Below are 15,536 nucleotides of genomic sequence, written 5' to 3' on the forward strand. Positions count from 1 at the left end.
AGGCTACCTTTTACGCTACCACTTAGTAACCAAGTGAAACAAAAAGTATATGAAGAGTAATTTAAAAAGGCTAATAAAAACTCAAGCTAATCTCATCAGTTATACAAGAGTTACCTCGCACTTGAATTACGGGGTAACTCGCGCATAACTAATGGAGTATGCTCGTAAGCGCCCTTACATTGACACATTTGACCTAACCGTATTACGCCACTTTTTTGTGATGGCCTCAAAAGCCACGCGCCTGGGCAGTTGAAAAAGACCTTACCGTTCCTATCCAATAACTGACTAGGTGTAGTTATTTGATAAATTACGCCGATCTTAGGGGCAATTTCGCCGATGACTGCCTACTGGAAGAGGTAGCCTGCAAGTACCGATAAAGTCTCCTTCACCGCCACGAAGTGAACCGCCCCGGCTTTACCGGAGACTCCATATCTTGAGAGGGTGGAGTTATGAACTCACCAAAACGATATTCCCCAGAAGTCGGGGAGCGAGCTGTTCGATTAGTCATTGAACAGCAAAGCGAATACCCGTCCAAGTGGGCGGCGATCTGTTCCATTGCCAACAAGTTCGGCTGTACACCGGAGACTTTGAGCGCTTGGTGCAAACGCACAAAAGTCTCTCAGGAAGACAGCTCGATTAACCTTTCTGAACGTGAGCGACTCAAGCAGCTAGAGCGTTAAAACTCCGAATTGAAGAGCGCCAATGAAATTCTCAGTAAGGCGGCTGCTTTTTTCGCCCAGGCGGAGCTCGACCGCAAACCCAATTGATGGTGTCATTTATCGACGAGCATCGTGCTCAGTTTAGGGTCGAGTCGATTTGTAGCCAGCTGCCAATCGTCCCATCGACGTATTACCACCACAAGGCACTTGAAGCCGATCCTGAACGACGGTCAGGTCGATATAGGCAGATGCGTTTTTTACGTCTGAGATTCAGCGGGTTTGGGAGGAAAACTTCTGCGTCTACGGTGCTCGTAAGGTTTGGCGGCAACTCCGCCGTGAGGGCGTTGAAGTTGCTCATTGCACCGTAGAACGGCTCATGCTGCCAAGGCCGTCTCGGCAACGACCTTTTTTGCGACCCGTACCGATCATGACAGCTTGGCACCAATGTAAACACCACCGGACTGATTCGCCTATACTCCCCGAAAGGTACGGACTTCCGAAAGGTTTGACTGCGGCCCGAAATAAACCGCTTTTTTAACTTCTCTTTAGTATTTAAGTCTCTAGATACACCACGTGACTATGGGTGTATTCGTAGAGCCCGTGCTTGCCATCGGCTCCACCGATACCCGACTTGCGTACACCAGCATGGAAGCCCTGCATGGCCTCGAAGTTTTCACGGTTGACGTAGGTTTCGCCGAAATCTAGCCCACGGCACGCCTTCATGGTGTGTTTAAGACTGCTGGTATAGACGGATGAGGTGAGACCGTATTCGCAGTCGTTGGCCAGGCCAATAGCCTCGTCTAGGTCATCAACGATCTGAATTGGCAATACCGGACCGAAGATTTCCTGGCGCATAATGGCCATCTCCTGGCGGCAACCAGCCAACACCGTAGGTTGATAGTGGTAGCCAGCGCCAAGGTCTGCGATTTTTCCGCCAGTGATAAGCTCGGCCCCTTCTCCCTGGGCGGCTTCAACCATCTGGGCCACCTTGTCGAGGCCAGCTCGATTGATCAGCGGCCCCATGTCCAGATCGTTCTGGGCAAGCGGATCCCCGTAGCGAGTTGCATCCATGGCCTTGGCCATCTTCTCAATGAAAGCATCGGCAACACCTCGCTGGACGTAGACTCGCTCGGCGCAGTTACACACCTGGCCACTATTGATGATGCGGGAACCATGAATGGCCTTCACGGCCAGGTCGATATCGGCGTCATCGAGCACGATCGCCGGGGCCTTGCCGCCCAGCTCTAGATTGAGCTTAGTGATGTTGTCAGCGGCACTTGCCATGATCCGCGACCCGGTAGCAACGCTGCCAGTGAAACTGATCATGTCGACCAACGGACTGGAGGTAAGGGCATTACCCGTCGTGGCCCCGCTGCCGCTGACCACATTGAAGACCCCTGGCGGCAGTCCCAGCGAATCGACAATCTTAGCGAACTCAAAGCAGTTGTTGGGGGTCTCTTCACTGGGCTTGATGACGATGGAATTGCCCGTCACCAGTGCTGGCGCCATCTTGCGGGCGATAAGGAAGAACGGGAAGTTCCAGGGCAAGATTCCCGCGACGACGCCCAGCGGCTTTCGGAACAGAAATATATTCTCATTGGGACGATCGCTTTCGATGATCTCACCTTCGATCCGGCGCCCCCATTCGGCCATGTAATCCAGATAGTCGGCTGTAAAGTTGACCTCGACCTCCGCCAAGGCGCTGACCTTGCCCTGCTCTTCGGTAATGACGCGGGCCAAGTGGGGGACGTTTTCACGCAACTTGCTTGCCAAGCGATGTAAAAAGGCTGCACGTTCCACTGCGGGTCGCGCACCCCATCCTTTCTGAGCCTCACGGGCAGAGACAAGAGCGCGTTCCACGTCAGCGCGGCCGGTTTCCGGAACCCGAGACAGTAACGCCTGGTTCGCCGGGTTAAAAACCTCAAGATGGTCGCTCGCCGACTCAAAGGCACCATTAATGTAGTTCTGGTAGGTGATGGGATGGCTCATGATAAGACTCCTATTATAGTTATGGGTGAAGGTGGTTTAGTAGGTCGTCGAGACCGATGCAGCGGAGGCTGTGTCCTTGTAGAGCGCGATGGTTGCCATGGCCGCCTGACGTAGCAGGCTGATATCAATGCCCACGGCAATGAATTGGCACCCCATCGATTGATACCGGCGGGCATCGGCTTCCACGGGAGCCAAGATGCCTACCGGTTTGCCAGCTGCCTGGACAGCCTTGATGGCATGTGCGATGGAGGCCTGGACATTCGGGTGCCCAGGATTTCCGGGGTGCCCCATCCCTACCGAGAGATCCGCTGGACCGACAAAAACGGCATCCACTCCCGGCGTGGCAGCAATCGCTTCCACATTTTCGATTCCTCGAGGTGACTCCACCTGCACAATTAGGCAGAGCTCCTCATGTGCATGTGCCAGGTAGTCCTCAACTCCATCCCAACGAGTCGCGCGGACCAGCCCTCCCCCCACACCACGCATGCCATGCGGGGGATAGCGCATAGCGCGCACCAGAGAAGCGGCCTGATCGGCGCTCTCGACCATCGGCACCATCAAAGTTTGAGCGCCGATATCCAGTAACTGCTTGATCAGTGATGGATCGTGATTAACTGTTCGCACTACAGGCGATGAATCATAGGCCGCCACGGCCTGCAACTGAGCGAGAATCGCTGGCACCGTGTTGGGCGCATGCTCACCATCGATCAAGAGCCAATCGAATCCGGTGGTTGCTGCGATCTCTGCAGCATAGCCGGTGGCAAAGCCGGCCCACAGACCATATTGGACGTTTTCACTGAGTAGTCCTGCCATGAATTCGTTCTTGGGCATTTTCATGATTTAATCCCTATTAAAGAAAACCTAGTCAAAAGCCCCAAGTAATTCAGGCAAGCCAAGGGTGATCAATGGTACATACATGATGCATAACAGCCCTATCACTAGAACCGTGAAGAAGGGTAGGAGGGGTCGCATCGTCTTCATATAGTCAACTTGAGCAATTTTGCACCCCATCAAGATGATTAACGCGACTGGTGGTGTCAGTGACCCAAGCAGTAGTGCCACTATCACCACGATTGAGAAGTGAATCATATCGAATCCGAACATCTGAGCGATGGGGGTTAAGATGGGCACGACAAGGATTAAAGCTGATATGGTTTCTACAAACATACCTATCAGTATCAATGCTAAAACAATGAGCATTAAGACGATAGCTGGCTCGTTAGTAACACTAGATAGCCAAGCGGCCATAGCGGCTGGCACGCCCTGACGGGCAATTATCCAGCTAAATAAGGCTGCACTACCGAGAATAATTAAAATACTGGCGGATGTGATTGCAGACTGATAGGCAAAGCGATAAGTCTTCTTAAAGTTGAGACGATGGGTAAATAAACCAAAGCAAAGACCATATACGACCGCCACAATCCCAGCTTCAGTAGGCGTAAATAAGCCACTTTGGATGCCACCGACGATAATCACTGGCATAACCAGTGCTGGAGCTGCCTTTAAAAACACTCTGACTGTTTCTTTGAAGCTAGCTCGAGTATGACGAGGGGCGCCTATTTCATCAGCCTTCCAGTAAACTACTATCATCATGATAAAAGCTAGGAACAAGCCGGGTATTATTCCGGCCAGAAATAGAGTGCCAATGGATAATCCTGTCATGGCACCATAAATCACCATAAGTAAACTAGGAGGAATAATGGGACCTAGGATTGCTGACGCTGCGGTAATGACTACTGCCCACTCAGGACGATATCCCTCCTTTTTCATGGCTGGTATCATCATCCCGCCAACGGCAGCAACATCGGCCGATGCAGAACCCGATATTCCAGAAAAAAGAACACTTGTCATGATATTGACTTGGCCAAGCCCACCACGTATATGGCCAACTAAGGAACGTGAGAAACCAACAATGGCTGACGTGATGCCACCATAGTTCATCAAGTTTCCAGCGAATATATACAATGGGATGGCAAGCAGAGGAAAGCTATCTAGCGAACTGAAGAAACGCTGAGGGAGCACTAGTAACGGAACCCCCCCATCAATAATGAGTACAGCGACTGCACTCAGTCCCATTGCAAAAGCAATCGGTATACCCAGCGCGAGAAGAGCTGTAAACAAACAGAACATCAAAGCAACAATCATATTGTTTTCCCTGGGTCTGACGGCTCTTGAATTTCTTTTCCCCGAACGAGGAAAGCAACAATCGTAAGAATGCTACCCAAGGGTATTGGGGCGTATAGCCATGCCCGGGATATACCCAGTGAAGGCTGCAAGGTTCCAAGAGACCGCTCCATAAATAAGTATCCCCAATACGCCAAGGTTGCACAGAATATGATGGATAAAATGGATACGGTGATTTGCCTAAAGGTTTCAAGACCAGGGTTTTTAAAGTGAAATAGTTCCACTTTAATTTCTTGATACTTGTAGACCACCACAGGAGTTCCCATCAGTACCAACCAAACGAGGAGCATTCTCACCACTTCTTCTGTCCAAAAAAGTGGTAACCCCAAAAGAAAACGGTTGATCACCTGAATGAAAATCAGAACCATGATCGCCGCAAAGATGGCGACGACCATGGCTCCCAAGGTGGCAAATGCATGATCCAGGTAACGACGCATTTGCACGCTCCTCCCTATCTCATTCTTGCCCAATGGAATTTAGAAGTTCAGTGGCATTGATGTCAGCTGCAAACTCTTCACGAAAGCTAGCTGAAGCCTCTTGGAAAGGCTCTTGTTTAACCTCATTAATGGCAATTCCTTCTTCTGCCAGTTTTTCGAACCAATTTTCCTCACGCTCTGGCCACTCGCTGCGCTGCATCTCTGCCGCTTCGATCGCGGCACGGGTCACTGCCTCACGATCGCTATCAGAAAGGTTGTTGTAGAAATTTTCGTTAATAGCAAAACTACCATCGAAGAGAATATGTCGGGTTTTTGAGAGAGAGTCGGCGACTTCAAAGATCCGGAAGGTATAACCAACTTCTGGGGTTCCTTCCATCGCATCTACAAGACCCGTCTGCATGGCCGTATAAACCTCGGGCATTGGAACGGGAGTTGGCTGAGCATCAAGTGAAGAAAAAGTGCCGACGAAAACAGGTGACTCAGGCACACGTATTTTCAAGTCTTCAAAGTCTTCGGGTGTTTCAATAACATCTTCTGCCAAGTAGGTATCGCGATAGCCTGCCAAAATCCAATTAAGCGGTCTGACGCCGGAGGTATCCACCAACTGCTCAATTAGTTTATCGCCAATTTCACCTTGGACAACATTATTCCAATGTTCAACGTCACGATAAAGGAAGGGAAGTGTCAATAGTCCGAACTCAGGTACATAATTCGCGTAAAGTCCAGATTCTCCATATCCCATTTCTAATGTGCCTAGTTCAACAGACTCAATTATTTCTCTCTGCCCTCCCATTTGCCCAGCTGGGAGAATTTCAACTTTGACGTTTCCATCGCTATATTCACTAGCTAAATCGCGAAAACGCTCGGCAGCGAGATGCTGCTCTGATTCAGTAGGAAGGTGGTGTGCAAAACTTATTGTTGTTTCTGCCATGGCAGCCCCAAACGGAGCAGCAAGTAATACACTTGCTATACCAAGGTTCAATTGAAAGCGTACTTTTGCACTGGCGTGGTAATTTGTTTTCATTGTGTACTCCTAGGTTTTAGTTACTACATCCCACTGCGATGGGTCTTTCTACGATTTAAGAAGTAATTTAGTGTTCGTATGGCCTGGAAAGTTGACATTCTGGATTTAACCTAACCCCAAACCCAGGCTTGTCGAGCGCAGAAGCTGGCATGCGTCCGTTCTCTGGCACCGGTTCGTCGAGAAGCAGCGGGTTGAACATCGGCACTACCTTGTCAGCCTGAGGTGCCATCATAAGGAATTCTGCGAAGGGGCTGTTATGACGCGTGATCACGAAGTGATAGCTATAGACCGACGAGCCATGTGGCACTACCAGCTTGTTATGTGCGTCCGCCAGGGCTGAAATCTTGATCAATTCGGTGATTCCCCCGCACCAGCCTACATCCGGCTGGATGATGTCGCAGCAATCCATTTCAAGTAGCAGACGAAAGCCCCAACGCGTCGCCTCATGCTCGCCAGTATTGACCAGCATACCCTTGGGCACATCGCGCTTGAGCTGGGCATAGCCCCAGTAGTCATCGGGCGGGAGGGCCTCCTCAATCCACTTAAGGCCGAATTCTTGTGCTCCCTGGGCAAGCCTCGTGGCATAGTTAATGTCAAGACTCATCCAGCAATCATACATCAGCCAGAAGTCATCACCCACGGCACTACGCATGTCCGCCAAGTGTGCTAGATTACGGGTCAGTCCTTCCTCGCCCTCGGCTGGCCCATGGATCAGCGGCATCTTGCCGCCGATGAATCCCAACTGCTTGGCAAGGTCAGGCCGGGCCCCTGTAGCATAAAAGGTAAGCTCGTCACGCACAGGGCCCCCGAGCAATTGATGTACCGGCTCGCCGCGAACCTTGCCAAGCAGATCCCACAGCGCGAGGTCGACACAGGAGATGGTGTTGATTACTACGCCTTTACGACCATAGTACAGGGTGGCATTAAACATCTGATCCCAGATTTTTTCGATCTCGGTGACGCACTTACCTTCAATAAAGCGAGCCAGATGCTTCTCGACGATCCAAGCACCGATCTCACCGCCAGTAGTCACCGCGAAACCGACCGTACCATCACTTGCTTCCAGCTCCACCACTAAGGTCCCCAGCACATTCAAACCGAAACTGCGTCGGGTCATGCGGTATTCGGGGTACTTACTCATTGGCGTGGCGATCTGAGAATCTATCCAGTGGCCCTCGGCCTGGTCGTGATAGTCGGCACCTCCCCCGCGAACGGTGTAGGCACGCACCTGCTTGATAGTCACTTCGCTCATGAACTTACCTTGTGGAATGGAATTGATTGATACCTAAAACCGTACCCATAGAGAGCAGAGGGAACCAATGCTATTCCTATCGCTTGCGATACCTTTTCGTTATCAGTAGTCTTAAAGCCTCATATTACCGTGCTTTTTTACATATTAGTCATAATTAATATTCATTTTTATTAGACTAATGTATGTGTCTTAATATCTTTGGTGGTCACATACTTTATAAGTATCAATTTATCAGGATGGTGAAGATGGAGGGATTTAAAGCACTGCTCAATCGCTTGCGCTACAAACATTTATTGATGATTACAACGCTTGGCAAGCACCGAAACCTCCATCAGTCAGCCGAAGCCATGAATATGTCCCAACCTGCAGCCACACGGATGCTGGGCGAGATAGAAAGAGGATTCGGCTGCCTCTTATTCGAACGAACCACTCGAGGAATGCACCCAACTCCAGTTGGAGAAATGCTGATCGTTTTTGCCGATAATGCCTTGGCCCGCCTCGATCGTTGTGCTGAAGAGGTGTACCGTTATCAGCTTGGGGAGCGGGGGCAACTGACTGTCGGCGCTATCGTGGGCGCCGCACCGGATCTAGTCGCTAGCGCCATCATAGAAATGAAGCGCCTACGCCCACTACTTCAGGTTCGCCTAATGGGAGAGACCAGTGATCAATTGATGGAGCTACTTGAGCAAGGTAAGGTTGATCTGGCTATCGCCCGTTATGCTAATGCTATTCAGCATAACCAGTTCGACTTCGAGCCTCTTGGCAACGAAACCTTGATTACAGTTGTGCGTAGTGGTCACCCGCTCTGCTCGGGAAATCTTCCCCCACTGGAAGCGCTACTTGATAAATGGCCATGGATTCTACAGCCGATGAAAACACCGGCGCGTCAGGCGTTAGAAAAAGAATTCGAAATTGAAGGCTTGGTATCCCCAAGAGACATAATCGAATGCAGCTCTATTTTTGCCGCCTTGCAACTGGTACAGAAGAGCGATGCATTAATGGTCATGGCAGAGACTGTTCTACGCGATCATTTGAGTGCAGGACTGATAGAAAGGTTACCTTTATCATTAGGTCGTGCCCTTTCTCCTTTTGGTATTCTAGTACGCAAAGATACGCTGTATGCGGAACCCATTACTCAGTTTCGAGAACTACTGAGGAATGCATCTCGGGAATTTAGTTGAAATCCCAATCCTCTATACATAAAAATACCGGTATCAGTGCAATAGCAATTGATACCGGAATATCACAATTTCAGCGAAACTTGTCATTTATTCGCGCTTGCCATTCACCAGCTGAGAAACGCCTAGGGGGTTGCTGTCCTTAAGCGCTTCAGGCAGCAGCGCTTCTGGTAGAGCCTGGTAGCACACTGGGCGCAGGAAGCGGTGAATCGCCGAACTGCCCACCGAGGTGGTGCGGCTGTCGGAGGTTGCTGGGTAGGGGCCGCCGTGAACCATGGCATGACACACTTCCACACCGGTCGGCCAGCCGTTGGCGAGAATGCGCCCTGCCTTGCGCTCCAACGTAGGCATTAGCTGCTGAGCGGCTTGCACGTCGCCGTTGTCCACCTGCAGGGTGATGGTCAGCTGACCTTCGAGCTGGGCAGCTACACGCTTCATTTCTTCCTGGTCGGCACACTCAATGACCAGTGCAGTGGAGCCGAACACTTCTTCTTGCAGTTCGGGATCGCCCAGGAAGTCGGTCGCTGAGGTGATGAACAGCCCGGCCTGGCACTGGTTGGGCGTTTCGCCCACTTTCCCGCGAAACGCTTCGCGTACCTTCCCGCTATTGGAAAGCCGCTTCACCCCTTGTTCGTAAGCATCAAAGATGCCTGGGGTCAGCATGGTCTGACTTCCACTCGCCTTAACGCCCTCTGCAGCGGACTCAATGAAGGCATCCAGCTCAGGACCCTTGGCCGCAACTACCAGGCCGGGATTGGTGCAGAACTGGCCCGCACCCATGTTGAGCGAAGCGACGAAGCCTTCGGCGATCTGCTTGCCGCGTGCCTTGAGCGCCTCGGGCATCAGAAACACCGGGTTGATCGAGCTCATCTCGGCATACACCGGGATCGGCTGCGAGCGTGATTGCGCCGTCTTCATCAACGCTGTACCGCCTCCCCGCGAACCGGTGAAACCCACCGCCTGGATGCGCGGGTCGGCGACCAGTGCTTGGCCGATCTCGCTGCCCGAGCCGAACAGCAGCGAGAAGGTGCCTTCCGGCTGCCCACAAGTCTTCACCGCACGCTGCAAGGCACGACCGACCAGCTCGGAGGTGCCGGGGTGGGCGGAGTGCCCCTTGACGATCACCGGGCAACCGGCGGCCAGCGCTGAGGCGGTATCGCCCCCGGCCACCGAGAAGGCCAGCGGGAAGTTGCTGGCGCCGAACACGGCAACCGGACCAAGGCCGATATGGCGCTGACGCAGGTCGGCGCGCGGCATCGGTTGGCGATCCGGCATGGCCGGGTCGATACGCACGTCGAGCCACTCGCCGGCCCGCACCACGGAGGCGAACAGGCGTAGCTGGCCGCAGGTACGGCCGCGCTCGCCTTCAAGGCGGGCCTTGGGCAGGCCTGACTCGGCCATGGCGCGTTCGATAAGTTCATCGCCGATGCCTTCAATCTCGCTGGCGATGGTCTCGAGGAATGTGGCGCGCTCCTCAAGGGAAGTCTCGCTATACGTGGCGAAGGCCGTCTCGGCGAGTTCGCAGGCACGCTCGGCCTCGGCGATGGTGCCACCCACATAGGTGGGCTCGAGGGTTTCGTTGGTAGCCGGGTTGATGGCGTTGATGGGCTTGGAACTGCCGCTGACGGCGTCCTGGCCGATGAGTAACTTGCCTTCCAGGGTCATAATTAAACTCCTTGTGCCCCCTACACTGTTAGAGTGCTTTCACATCAATGGGGGCGCTATCCGCCTCAAAGCGTAGTGTATTGCGCAAAGGGTGGCCGAAATCGACGAGGCTAATCTCGAAACGATCCCCCTCGCGGGTACGAATGTCATCTGCAAAGCTCAGCGTGGCGGTACCGAAGAAATGCACATGCACGTCGCCGGGCCGGCGGAAACCGACATATTTGAAGTGATGGTGCTCGAGGTTGGCCAGGCTGTGCGCCATGTTGGCCTCACCGGTGAGGAAGGGTTTCTCCCACACCGTCTCGTTGCCACGCACGATACGGCTGACCCCCTCCAGGTGAGCAGGTAGTTCCCCTACCAACAGTTCCGGGCCGAAGCTGCAGGCACGCAGTTTGGAGTGGGCCAGCCACAGGTAGTTGAAGCGCTCGGTGACATGGTCGGAAAACTCATTGCCGATGGCGTAACCCACCCGCCACGGGTGGCCGTCATCGCCGATCACATAGAGCCCGGCCAGTTCTGGCTCCTCGCCGGCATCTTCGGCGAAGTGCGGCACTGGGATCTCGGCCTCGGGCGGTACCACGCAGGCGCCGTCGCCCTTGTAGAACCACTCCGGCTGGGCGCCGGGGGTGCCGTCCTGGGGCTTGCCGCCCTCGACCCCCAACTTGAACATGCGCATCGAATCGGTCAGTTCTGTCTCGGCGACCTGTGTCTTGGCATGCATGGCCGAGCGCGTATCCGCGCTGCCCAAGTGGGTGAGGCCAGTGCCGGTGACTAGGCAGTGAGCCGGATCTGGATGAGTAAGGGGGGGCAGCAGGCGTTTCTCGTCGAGAAGTTGAGTATATTCGAGCCGGGTCTCAGTCGCAGCGGCTTCGATGGCTTCAGTCAACGAGTGCCCCGCAGCGATGGCACGGCGGGCCAGGGTATAGGTGTCGGTATCAAGCAAGCGAACCTGTTCGGCGTTCTCGACTAGGGCGGCGTATGGGGTGCCATCATGAATGCACTGGATCAATCTCATGCTTGGCCTCATTCGGTGATATTGAACTGATCAAAATGATCGTGGTTGAGTGTCAGACCAAGACCTGGCACGTCGTCGTCGAGATCAATGAAGCCATTCACCGGCTCGGGATCGCCTTTGAAGAGGTAGTAGAAGAGCTCGTTGCCGATCTCAACGTCATGAACTGGGAAGAACTCGGACATTGGCGAGGCCAGCGTCGACATAGTCAAATGGTAGTTGTGCATCTGTCCTGCATGCGGGATTACAGGAACACTGAACGATTCGGCAAGGGCGTTGATCTTGCGTGCAGCAGTGATGCCGCCAACACGGTTGGTATCGTACTGAATCACCGAAATGGCGCGCCTCTCCAACAACTGTCGAAAGCCATAATGAGTGAATTCGTGCTCTCCCCCAGAGATCGGTATGCTGGTGAGCTGATTCAGTTCAGCATAGCCATCGATATCGTCAGCCAGCACGGGCTCCTCGAGCCACCGAGGCTCAAAGCGTTCCAGCTTTGGTAATATGCGCTTAGCGTATTCCAGGTTCCAGCCCATATAGCATTCGAGCATTAGGTCAATATCGTCGCCAATAACTTCTCGAACCGCTGCGACACTATTAAGGTTTTCGCGCATGCCAGCCGGGCCGTCTTTGGGGCCGTACCCAAAGCGCATTTTCATCGCGGAAAAGCCTTGGTCGAGATAAGACTGTGCTTCGTCTTGCATACTTTTAAGATCAGTGCGGTAGAGTTTCGATGCGTAGCAGGGAATTTTCTCCTTGGTACGTCCGCCGAGCAGTTTAAAGACCGGTTTATTTACCGCCTTACCCATAATGTCCCAGATGGCGATATCGACGCCCGAGATTGCCGCCATGCCAATCCCTTTACGCCCCCAGGCGTGGGTGGCGCGGTACATGCGTTGCCATAGGTATTCGTAATCGAAAGGATCTTGACCGATCACAAGTGGCGCAAGGTACTGGTCGATGATTGCCTTAGCGATGGAAGGGGCAAGCGCCACGTTGCCTAGGCCGACCAAGCCAGTATCGGTTTCAATTTCTACGGCGGTCCAGCCGTGGAAGCGGAAAGTGCCCATTGAATCGCTCTTGTCCCACAGCTCATCCATAGCGTTAGAGCAGAAGTGGGCTTGGGCTGGAACGGTGTGCCCTTTCCACTCGAAGACACGTGCTCTGACCTTGGTAATTTTCATTGGTAGGGTTTCCTTTGTATTTATGAGGATATTTAGGTGCTGGTGGTGGTCTTGAGACGATTTTGTCTCAGTTTCCCGCCCATCCGGCACGCGATGAGGAAAGCGTTACGTGTTGGGTTCACGTCGGCTTTGCCCTGTCCAGCAATATCGAAAGCGGTGCCATGAGCAGGGGTTGTAATCGGGATCGGCAGACCGCCCTGGACAGTGACGCCCTGCTTGAAGCCAAGCAGTTTGATGGCGATTTGTCCCTGGTCGTGATACATCGTGACGATGGCGTCGTATTCGCCCTCTTTGGCTTTGATAAAGATGGTATCGGCGGGGAAAGGGCCATCGACGGGATAGCCCTGAGCTTTACATTCTTCAACTGCGGGCTCGATTACTTCAATCTCCTCGCGTCCACAAGTGCCGCCTTCTCCGGCATGGGGGTTAAAAGCCGCCACGGCTACACGTGGTGAATCGTTACCAGCCAGCTTCAGTGAGTCATAAATCAGACGACTGGCGTCGACAATACGCTCTTGGGTTACATAGCCGGCCGCATCCTTTAGGGGAATATGAGAGGAAATGCGCGAGGTCCATAGATCGCCGAGCGTATTGAACTCACAGACATAGCCCTTTACCCCTAGTTTCTTCGCAAAGAAGTGCAGCTCGTCTTCATGTTCTAATCCACCCTTCTTCATTGAGAACTTATTAAGTGGGGCGAAACAAATGGCATCCACTACGCCATCCTGGGCGGCATCTAGGCAGTGCGTTAGGATTGACAGTACGGAGGCACCGCTTGCTGCGGTCTCTTCGGCATAGCCGACCGTGCCTTTGGACACACTGTCGATCGGCAAAAAGACCGGTTCATCGTACTTTCGAGCTTCAGTAAAGCTTTGAACTTCTGGAAGGTCATGAGACTGACCAGCTATCCGTTGGCCCTCCTCCCAGAGCCAGCGGTCACCGACCAGCACGGTATGGATATTGGCAAAAAGCGATGTTTCAGAGAACAGCTTGGCGATCAACTCGGGGCCGATACCGGCCGGATCACCAAGAGTGACAGCGATGAGTGGCTGTGAATCTTTCATCTTGGACTCCAACTTAATAGAAGTAGTTGACGAGGGTCATAGGAATAGCAGGAACATAGGTAACTAGCATTAGCACAACGAACAGCACCAGAATCATCGGCAGGTTGACCTTTGTAGTTTCCCACATGTCAGTTTTTGCGATAGAGCAGGACGTCGCCAATACCGAGGCAACCGGTGGTGTCTGCTGGCCGATAGCTAGGTTGAGAGTAAGGATCAGACCGAAGTGGATTGGGTCAATACCTATCTGATACACCAAAGGCATTACGATAGGGACTACCAAAATGATGGCAGCAGCTCCATGCAAGAACATGCCTAGCAGTAGTAACAAAATGTTCAGCAGTGCGAGTACCAGAATAGGGTTCTCGGTAATGGCTGTGATTTCGCTAGCCAACTGCTGAGGTAGTTGCATCTCGGTCAAGAAGAGGCCGAGCACTGCAGAAGTGGCAACCAGAAGCATGACGACAGCAGTCTGAATGACACCTTCAATCACAGCGCGATAAAGTATCTTGATGTTCAATTCGCGGTAGACAAGCCCTCCGATCAATAGAGCGGCCAGCACGGCGATCCCTGCACCTTCAGTTGCGGTGACAAAACCACCGAAGATCCCACCTAAGATTATTACCGGCAGCAGGAGTGCCCAAAATGCTTCTTTGAATGCTTTTCTTAGAGTGCTGAGTGAGAAAGAGTCTTCTCGTGGAAGGTCATACTTCACCGCATAGTAGTAGCAGGCCCCAGCCAGACCGGCAGCGCCGAGTAGCCCCGGTACAATGCCTGCGACAAAGAGTTTAACGATGGAGGTGTCAGCAATGGCTCCATACAGGATCATCGACAGCGAAGGTGGAATGATTATCGCCAGCGAAGCTGAGGAGGAAGTGATAGCAGCTGAGAAATTGGCGTTGTAATTGCGTCGCTTCATCTCTGGAATGAGTACCGAGCCCGTTGCTGCTACGTCGGCAACTGCTGAGCCTGAGATTTCGGCGAAGAACAGTGAGACCCCTACGTTGACCATCGCCAGCCCACCTCGCACGAAACCAACGATGGCGGTAACTAGGTTGATCAGACGTATGGAGATACCTGAAGTATTCATCAGGGCCCCGGCGAATATAAACAGGGGAATGGCAATTAAAGGAAACTTGGTGGCACCGTTATACAACGTTAGTGGCACATTAACCAAAGCTTCGGCACCCATGTTCAGGTAGACACCAACGACCCCAACCACGCCAATGGCAACAGCGATAGGAACATTGATTAATACCAGGGCGAAGAGTGCGATTATGATGATCAGAAGAGTCATGCGCGGTGCTCCTTGAGATCTTCTTCGGCTTGTCTTATGGCTGCTTCGATTTCTTCCGACTCGCTGTTCAGGCCACTGTGCATTTTTCTCCAAGCCATAGGCATGCTAAGCAGTTCGCAAAGAATAAACAGCACTGCACTAATCGGGATAACTGACTGGGTAATATTCAGGCCGATAGTAGGTAATGTAACAAGGCTGTCCCAGGCGAGAATCTCGAGAACCTGATAGCCGTAGTAGGCAATAATCATAAAAAAGCTGATCACGGTGACTTCCGATACGATAAATAACGTCGCTCGTATGGAGGTGGGAGCTCGACTGACCAGACCCGGAAATCCCATATGTGAGCGTTTCAACGCTGCAAGATTGGCGCCATAGAAGCTCAGCCATGCAAGCCCAATAGAAGCGACTTCGTCGTACCATGAAAACGAGTTGCCCATCATGCGAAAGCCCACTGCAGCGATAACGATGGTCGTCAACGCCAGAAGCAAGAACACAGTCAGCACCTCCAACAATCTTTCCAGCAAAAGATTTACACGAGCCAGCGTACTCATGACGTGGATCCCCTATAATTTTTCGAAGAAGGGCGCCTTGATG

General features: G+C 52.7%; 14 protein-coding genes, 2 pseudogenes and 1 other annotated feature. Of the genes and pseudogenes, 4 read left to right on the forward strand and 12 right to left on the reverse strand.

From position 1 onward, the window contains the following. The first annotated feature begins 449 nt into the window (after positions 1–449). The 3 genes and pseudogenes from QHL1GM_RS19200 to QHL1GM_RS19695 form a co-directional block, all read left to right on the forward strand. Positions 450–680 carry a transposase gene (locus QHL1GM_RS19200; protein ID WP_139245612.1) on the forward strand — a complete coding sequence of 77 codons (231 nt, stop codon included), beginning with the start codon at positions 450–452 and terminating at the stop codon, positions 678–680. Between the two features lie 44 nt (positions 681–724). Continuing rightward, positions 725–841 (forward strand) — a sequence feature (AL1L pseudoknot). Between the two features lie 86 nt (positions 842–927). Continuing rightward, positions 928–1,026 (forward strand): annotated as a pseudogene (locus QHL1GM_RS19915) (IS3 family transposase); the annotation flags it as partial. A gap of 40 nt (positions 1,027–1,066) precedes the next feature. Continuing rightward, a pseudogene (locus QHL1GM_RS19695) lies at positions 1,067–1,162 on the forward strand (IS30 family transposase); the annotation flags it as partial. A gap of 49 nt (positions 1,163–1,211) precedes the next feature. Here QHL1GM_RS19695 and aldA read toward each other — a convergent pair. From aldA to rhmD, 6 genes are all read right to left on the reverse strand, one after another. Further along, on the reverse strand, positions 1,212–2,648 hold the full coding sequence (gene aldA, locus QHL1GM_RS11125) for an aldehyde dehydrogenase (protein ID WP_071694541.1): 1,437 nt from the start codon (positions 2,646–2,648) through the stop codon (positions 1,212–1,214). A gap of 36 nt (positions 2,649–2,684) precedes the next feature. Beyond that, the gene (locus QHL1GM_RS11130) at positions 2,685–3,485 is read right to left on the reverse strand and encodes an HpcH/HpaI aldolase/citrate lyase family protein (protein ID WP_071694542.1); all 801 of its coding nucleotides are present in this window, start codon (positions 3,483–3,485) and stop codon (positions 2,685–2,687) included. Between the two features lie 24 nt (positions 3,486–3,509). Next, the gene (locus QHL1GM_RS11135; RefSeq protein ID WP_083571013.1) at positions 3,510–4,793 is read right to left on the reverse strand and encodes a TRAP transporter large permease; all 1,284 of its coding nucleotides are present in this window, start codon (positions 4,791–4,793) and stop codon (positions 3,510–3,512) included. Then, positions 4,790–5,269, reverse strand: a complete 480-nt coding sequence (locus tag QHL1GM_RS11140; RefSeq protein WP_071694543.1) for a TRAP transporter small permease — start codon at positions 5,267–5,269, stop codon at positions 4,790–4,792. The genes QHL1GM_RS11135 and QHL1GM_RS11140 overlap by 4 nt, the downstream gene beginning before the upstream one ends. Positions 5,270–5,288: 19 nt before the next feature. Beyond that, positions 5,289–6,293 carry a TRAP transporter substrate-binding protein gene (locus tag QHL1GM_RS11145; protein ID WP_071694544.1) on the reverse strand — a complete coding sequence of 335 codons (1,005 nt, stop codon included), beginning with the start codon at positions 6,291–6,293 and terminating at the stop codon, positions 5,289–5,291. 67 nt (positions 6,294–6,360) lie between these two features. Next, a complete protein-coding gene (gene rhmD, locus QHL1GM_RS11150; RefSeq protein WP_071694545.1) occupies positions 6,361–7,545 on the reverse strand; it encodes an L-rhamnonate dehydratase in 1,185 nt (394 codons plus the stop codon). A gap of 182 nt (positions 7,546–7,727) precedes the next feature. On the opposite strand from rhmD, the gene QHL1GM_RS11155 reads away from it, so the two are divergent. After that, on the forward strand, positions 7,728–8,726 hold the full coding sequence (locus QHL1GM_RS11155; protein WP_254795295.1) for a LysR family transcriptional regulator: 999 nt from the start codon (positions 7,728–7,730) through the stop codon (positions 8,724–8,726). A gap of 87 nt (positions 8,727–8,813) precedes the next feature. On the opposite strand, the gene QHL1GM_RS11160 is transcribed toward QHL1GM_RS11155, so the two are convergent. From QHL1GM_RS11160 to QHL1GM_RS11185, 6 genes are read right to left on the reverse strand one after another with little or no spacing between them, the layout of a single operon-like run. Next, positions 8,814–10,388, reverse strand: a complete 1,575-nt coding sequence (locus QHL1GM_RS11160) for an aldehyde dehydrogenase (NADP(+)) (protein WP_071694546.1) — start codon at positions 10,386–10,388, stop codon at positions 8,814–8,816. Positions 10,389–10,416: 28 nt separating this feature from the next. Beyond that, positions 10,417–11,403 carry an AraD1 family protein gene (gene araD1 / locus QHL1GM_RS11165; protein WP_071694547.1) on the reverse strand — a complete coding sequence of 329 codons (987 nt, stop codon included), beginning with the start codon at positions 11,401–11,403 and terminating at the stop codon, positions 10,417–10,419. An 8-nt stretch (positions 11,404–11,411) separates the two neighbouring features. After that, complete coding sequence (locus QHL1GM_RS11170; protein ID WP_071694548.1) at positions 11,412–12,584, reverse strand: L-rhamnonate dehydratase; 1,173 nt, start codon at positions 12,582–12,584, stop codon at positions 11,412–11,414. Between the two features lie 32 nt (positions 12,585–12,616). Further along, complete coding sequence (locus tag QHL1GM_RS11175) at positions 12,617–13,648, reverse strand: 4-hydroxythreonine-4-phosphate dehydrogenase PdxA (RefSeq protein ID WP_071694549.1); 1,032 nt, start codon at positions 13,646–13,648, stop codon at positions 12,617–12,619. Between the two features lie 13 nt (positions 13,649–13,661). After that, on the reverse strand, positions 13,662–14,942 hold the full coding sequence (locus QHL1GM_RS11180; RefSeq protein WP_071694550.1) for a TRAP transporter large permease: 1,281 nt from the start codon (positions 14,940–14,942) through the stop codon (positions 13,662–13,664). Further along, positions 14,939–15,493 (reverse strand): TRAP transporter small permease, encoded by a 555-nt coding sequence (locus QHL1GM_RS11185; RefSeq protein WP_071694551.1) that lies wholly within the window; start codon positions 15,491–15,493, stop codon positions 14,939–14,941. The genes QHL1GM_RS11180 and QHL1GM_RS11185 overlap by 4 nt, the downstream gene beginning before the upstream one ends. Positions 15,494–15,536: the final 43 nt, after the last annotated feature.

Origin of the sequence: Halomonas sp. QHL1 (assembly GCF_001882345.1) — a bacterium.
In the GTDB taxonomy this organism is placed as follows: domain Bacteria; phylum Pseudomonadota; class Gammaproteobacteria; order Pseudomonadales; family Halomonadaceae; genus Vreelandella.

Excerpts from the sequence above, each read along its gene's own strand:
- QHL1GM_RS11140 (WP_071694543.1), bottom strand. The coding sequence starts at position 5,269 with ATGCGTCGTTACCTGGATCATGCATTTGCCACCTTGGGAGCCATGGTC.
- QHL1GM_RS11160 (WP_071694546.1), bottom strand. The coding sequence starts at position 10,388 with ATGACCCTGGAAGGCAAGTTACTCATCGGCCAGGACGCCGTCAGCGGC.
- QHL1GM_RS11135 (WP_083571013.1), bottom strand. The coding sequence starts at position 4,793 with ATGATTGTTGCTTTGATGTTCTGTTTGTTTACAGCTCTTCTCGCGCTG.
- QHL1GM_RS11185 (WP_071694551.1), bottom strand. The coding sequence starts at position 15,493 with ATGAGTACGCTGGCTCGTGTAAATCTTTTGCTGGAAAGATTGTTGGAG.
- aldA (WP_071694541.1), bottom strand. The coding sequence starts at position 2,648 with ATGAGCCATCCCATCACCTACCAGAACTACATTAATGGTGCCTTTGAG.
- QHL1GM_RS11170 (WP_071694548.1), bottom strand. The coding sequence starts at position 12,584 with ATGAAAATTACCAAGGTCAGAGCACGTGTCTTCGAGTGGAAAGGGCAC.
- QHL1GM_RS11130 (WP_071694542.1), bottom strand. The coding sequence starts at position 3,485 with ATGAAAATGCCCAAGAACGAATTCATGGCAGGACTACTCAGTGAAAAC.
- araD1 (WP_071694547.1), bottom strand. The coding sequence starts at position 11,403 with ATGAGATTGATCCAGTGCATTCATGATGGCACCCCATACGCCGCCCTA.
- QHL1GM_RS11175 (WP_071694549.1), bottom strand. The coding sequence starts at position 13,648 with ATGAAAGATTCACAGCCACTCATCGCTGTCACTCTTGGTGATCCGGCC.
- QHL1GM_RS11155 (WP_254795295.1), top strand. The coding sequence starts at position 7,728 with ATGTGTCTTAATATCTTTGGTGGTCACATACTTTATAAGTATCAATTT.
- rhmD (WP_071694545.1), bottom strand. The coding sequence starts at position 7,545 with ATGAGCGAAGTGACTATCAAGCAGGTGCGTGCCTACACCGTTCGCGGG.
- QHL1GM_RS11145 (WP_071694544.1), bottom strand. The coding sequence starts at position 6,293 with ATGAAAACAAATTACCACGCCAGTGCAAAAGTACGCTTTCAATTGAAC.
- QHL1GM_RS19200 (WP_139245612.1), top strand. The coding sequence starts at position 450 with ATGAACTCACCAAAACGATATTCCCCAGAAGTCGGGGAGCGAGCTGTT.
- QHL1GM_RS11180 (WP_071694550.1), bottom strand. The coding sequence starts at position 14,942 with ATGACTCTTCTGATCATCATAATCGCACTCTTCGCCCTGGTATTAATC.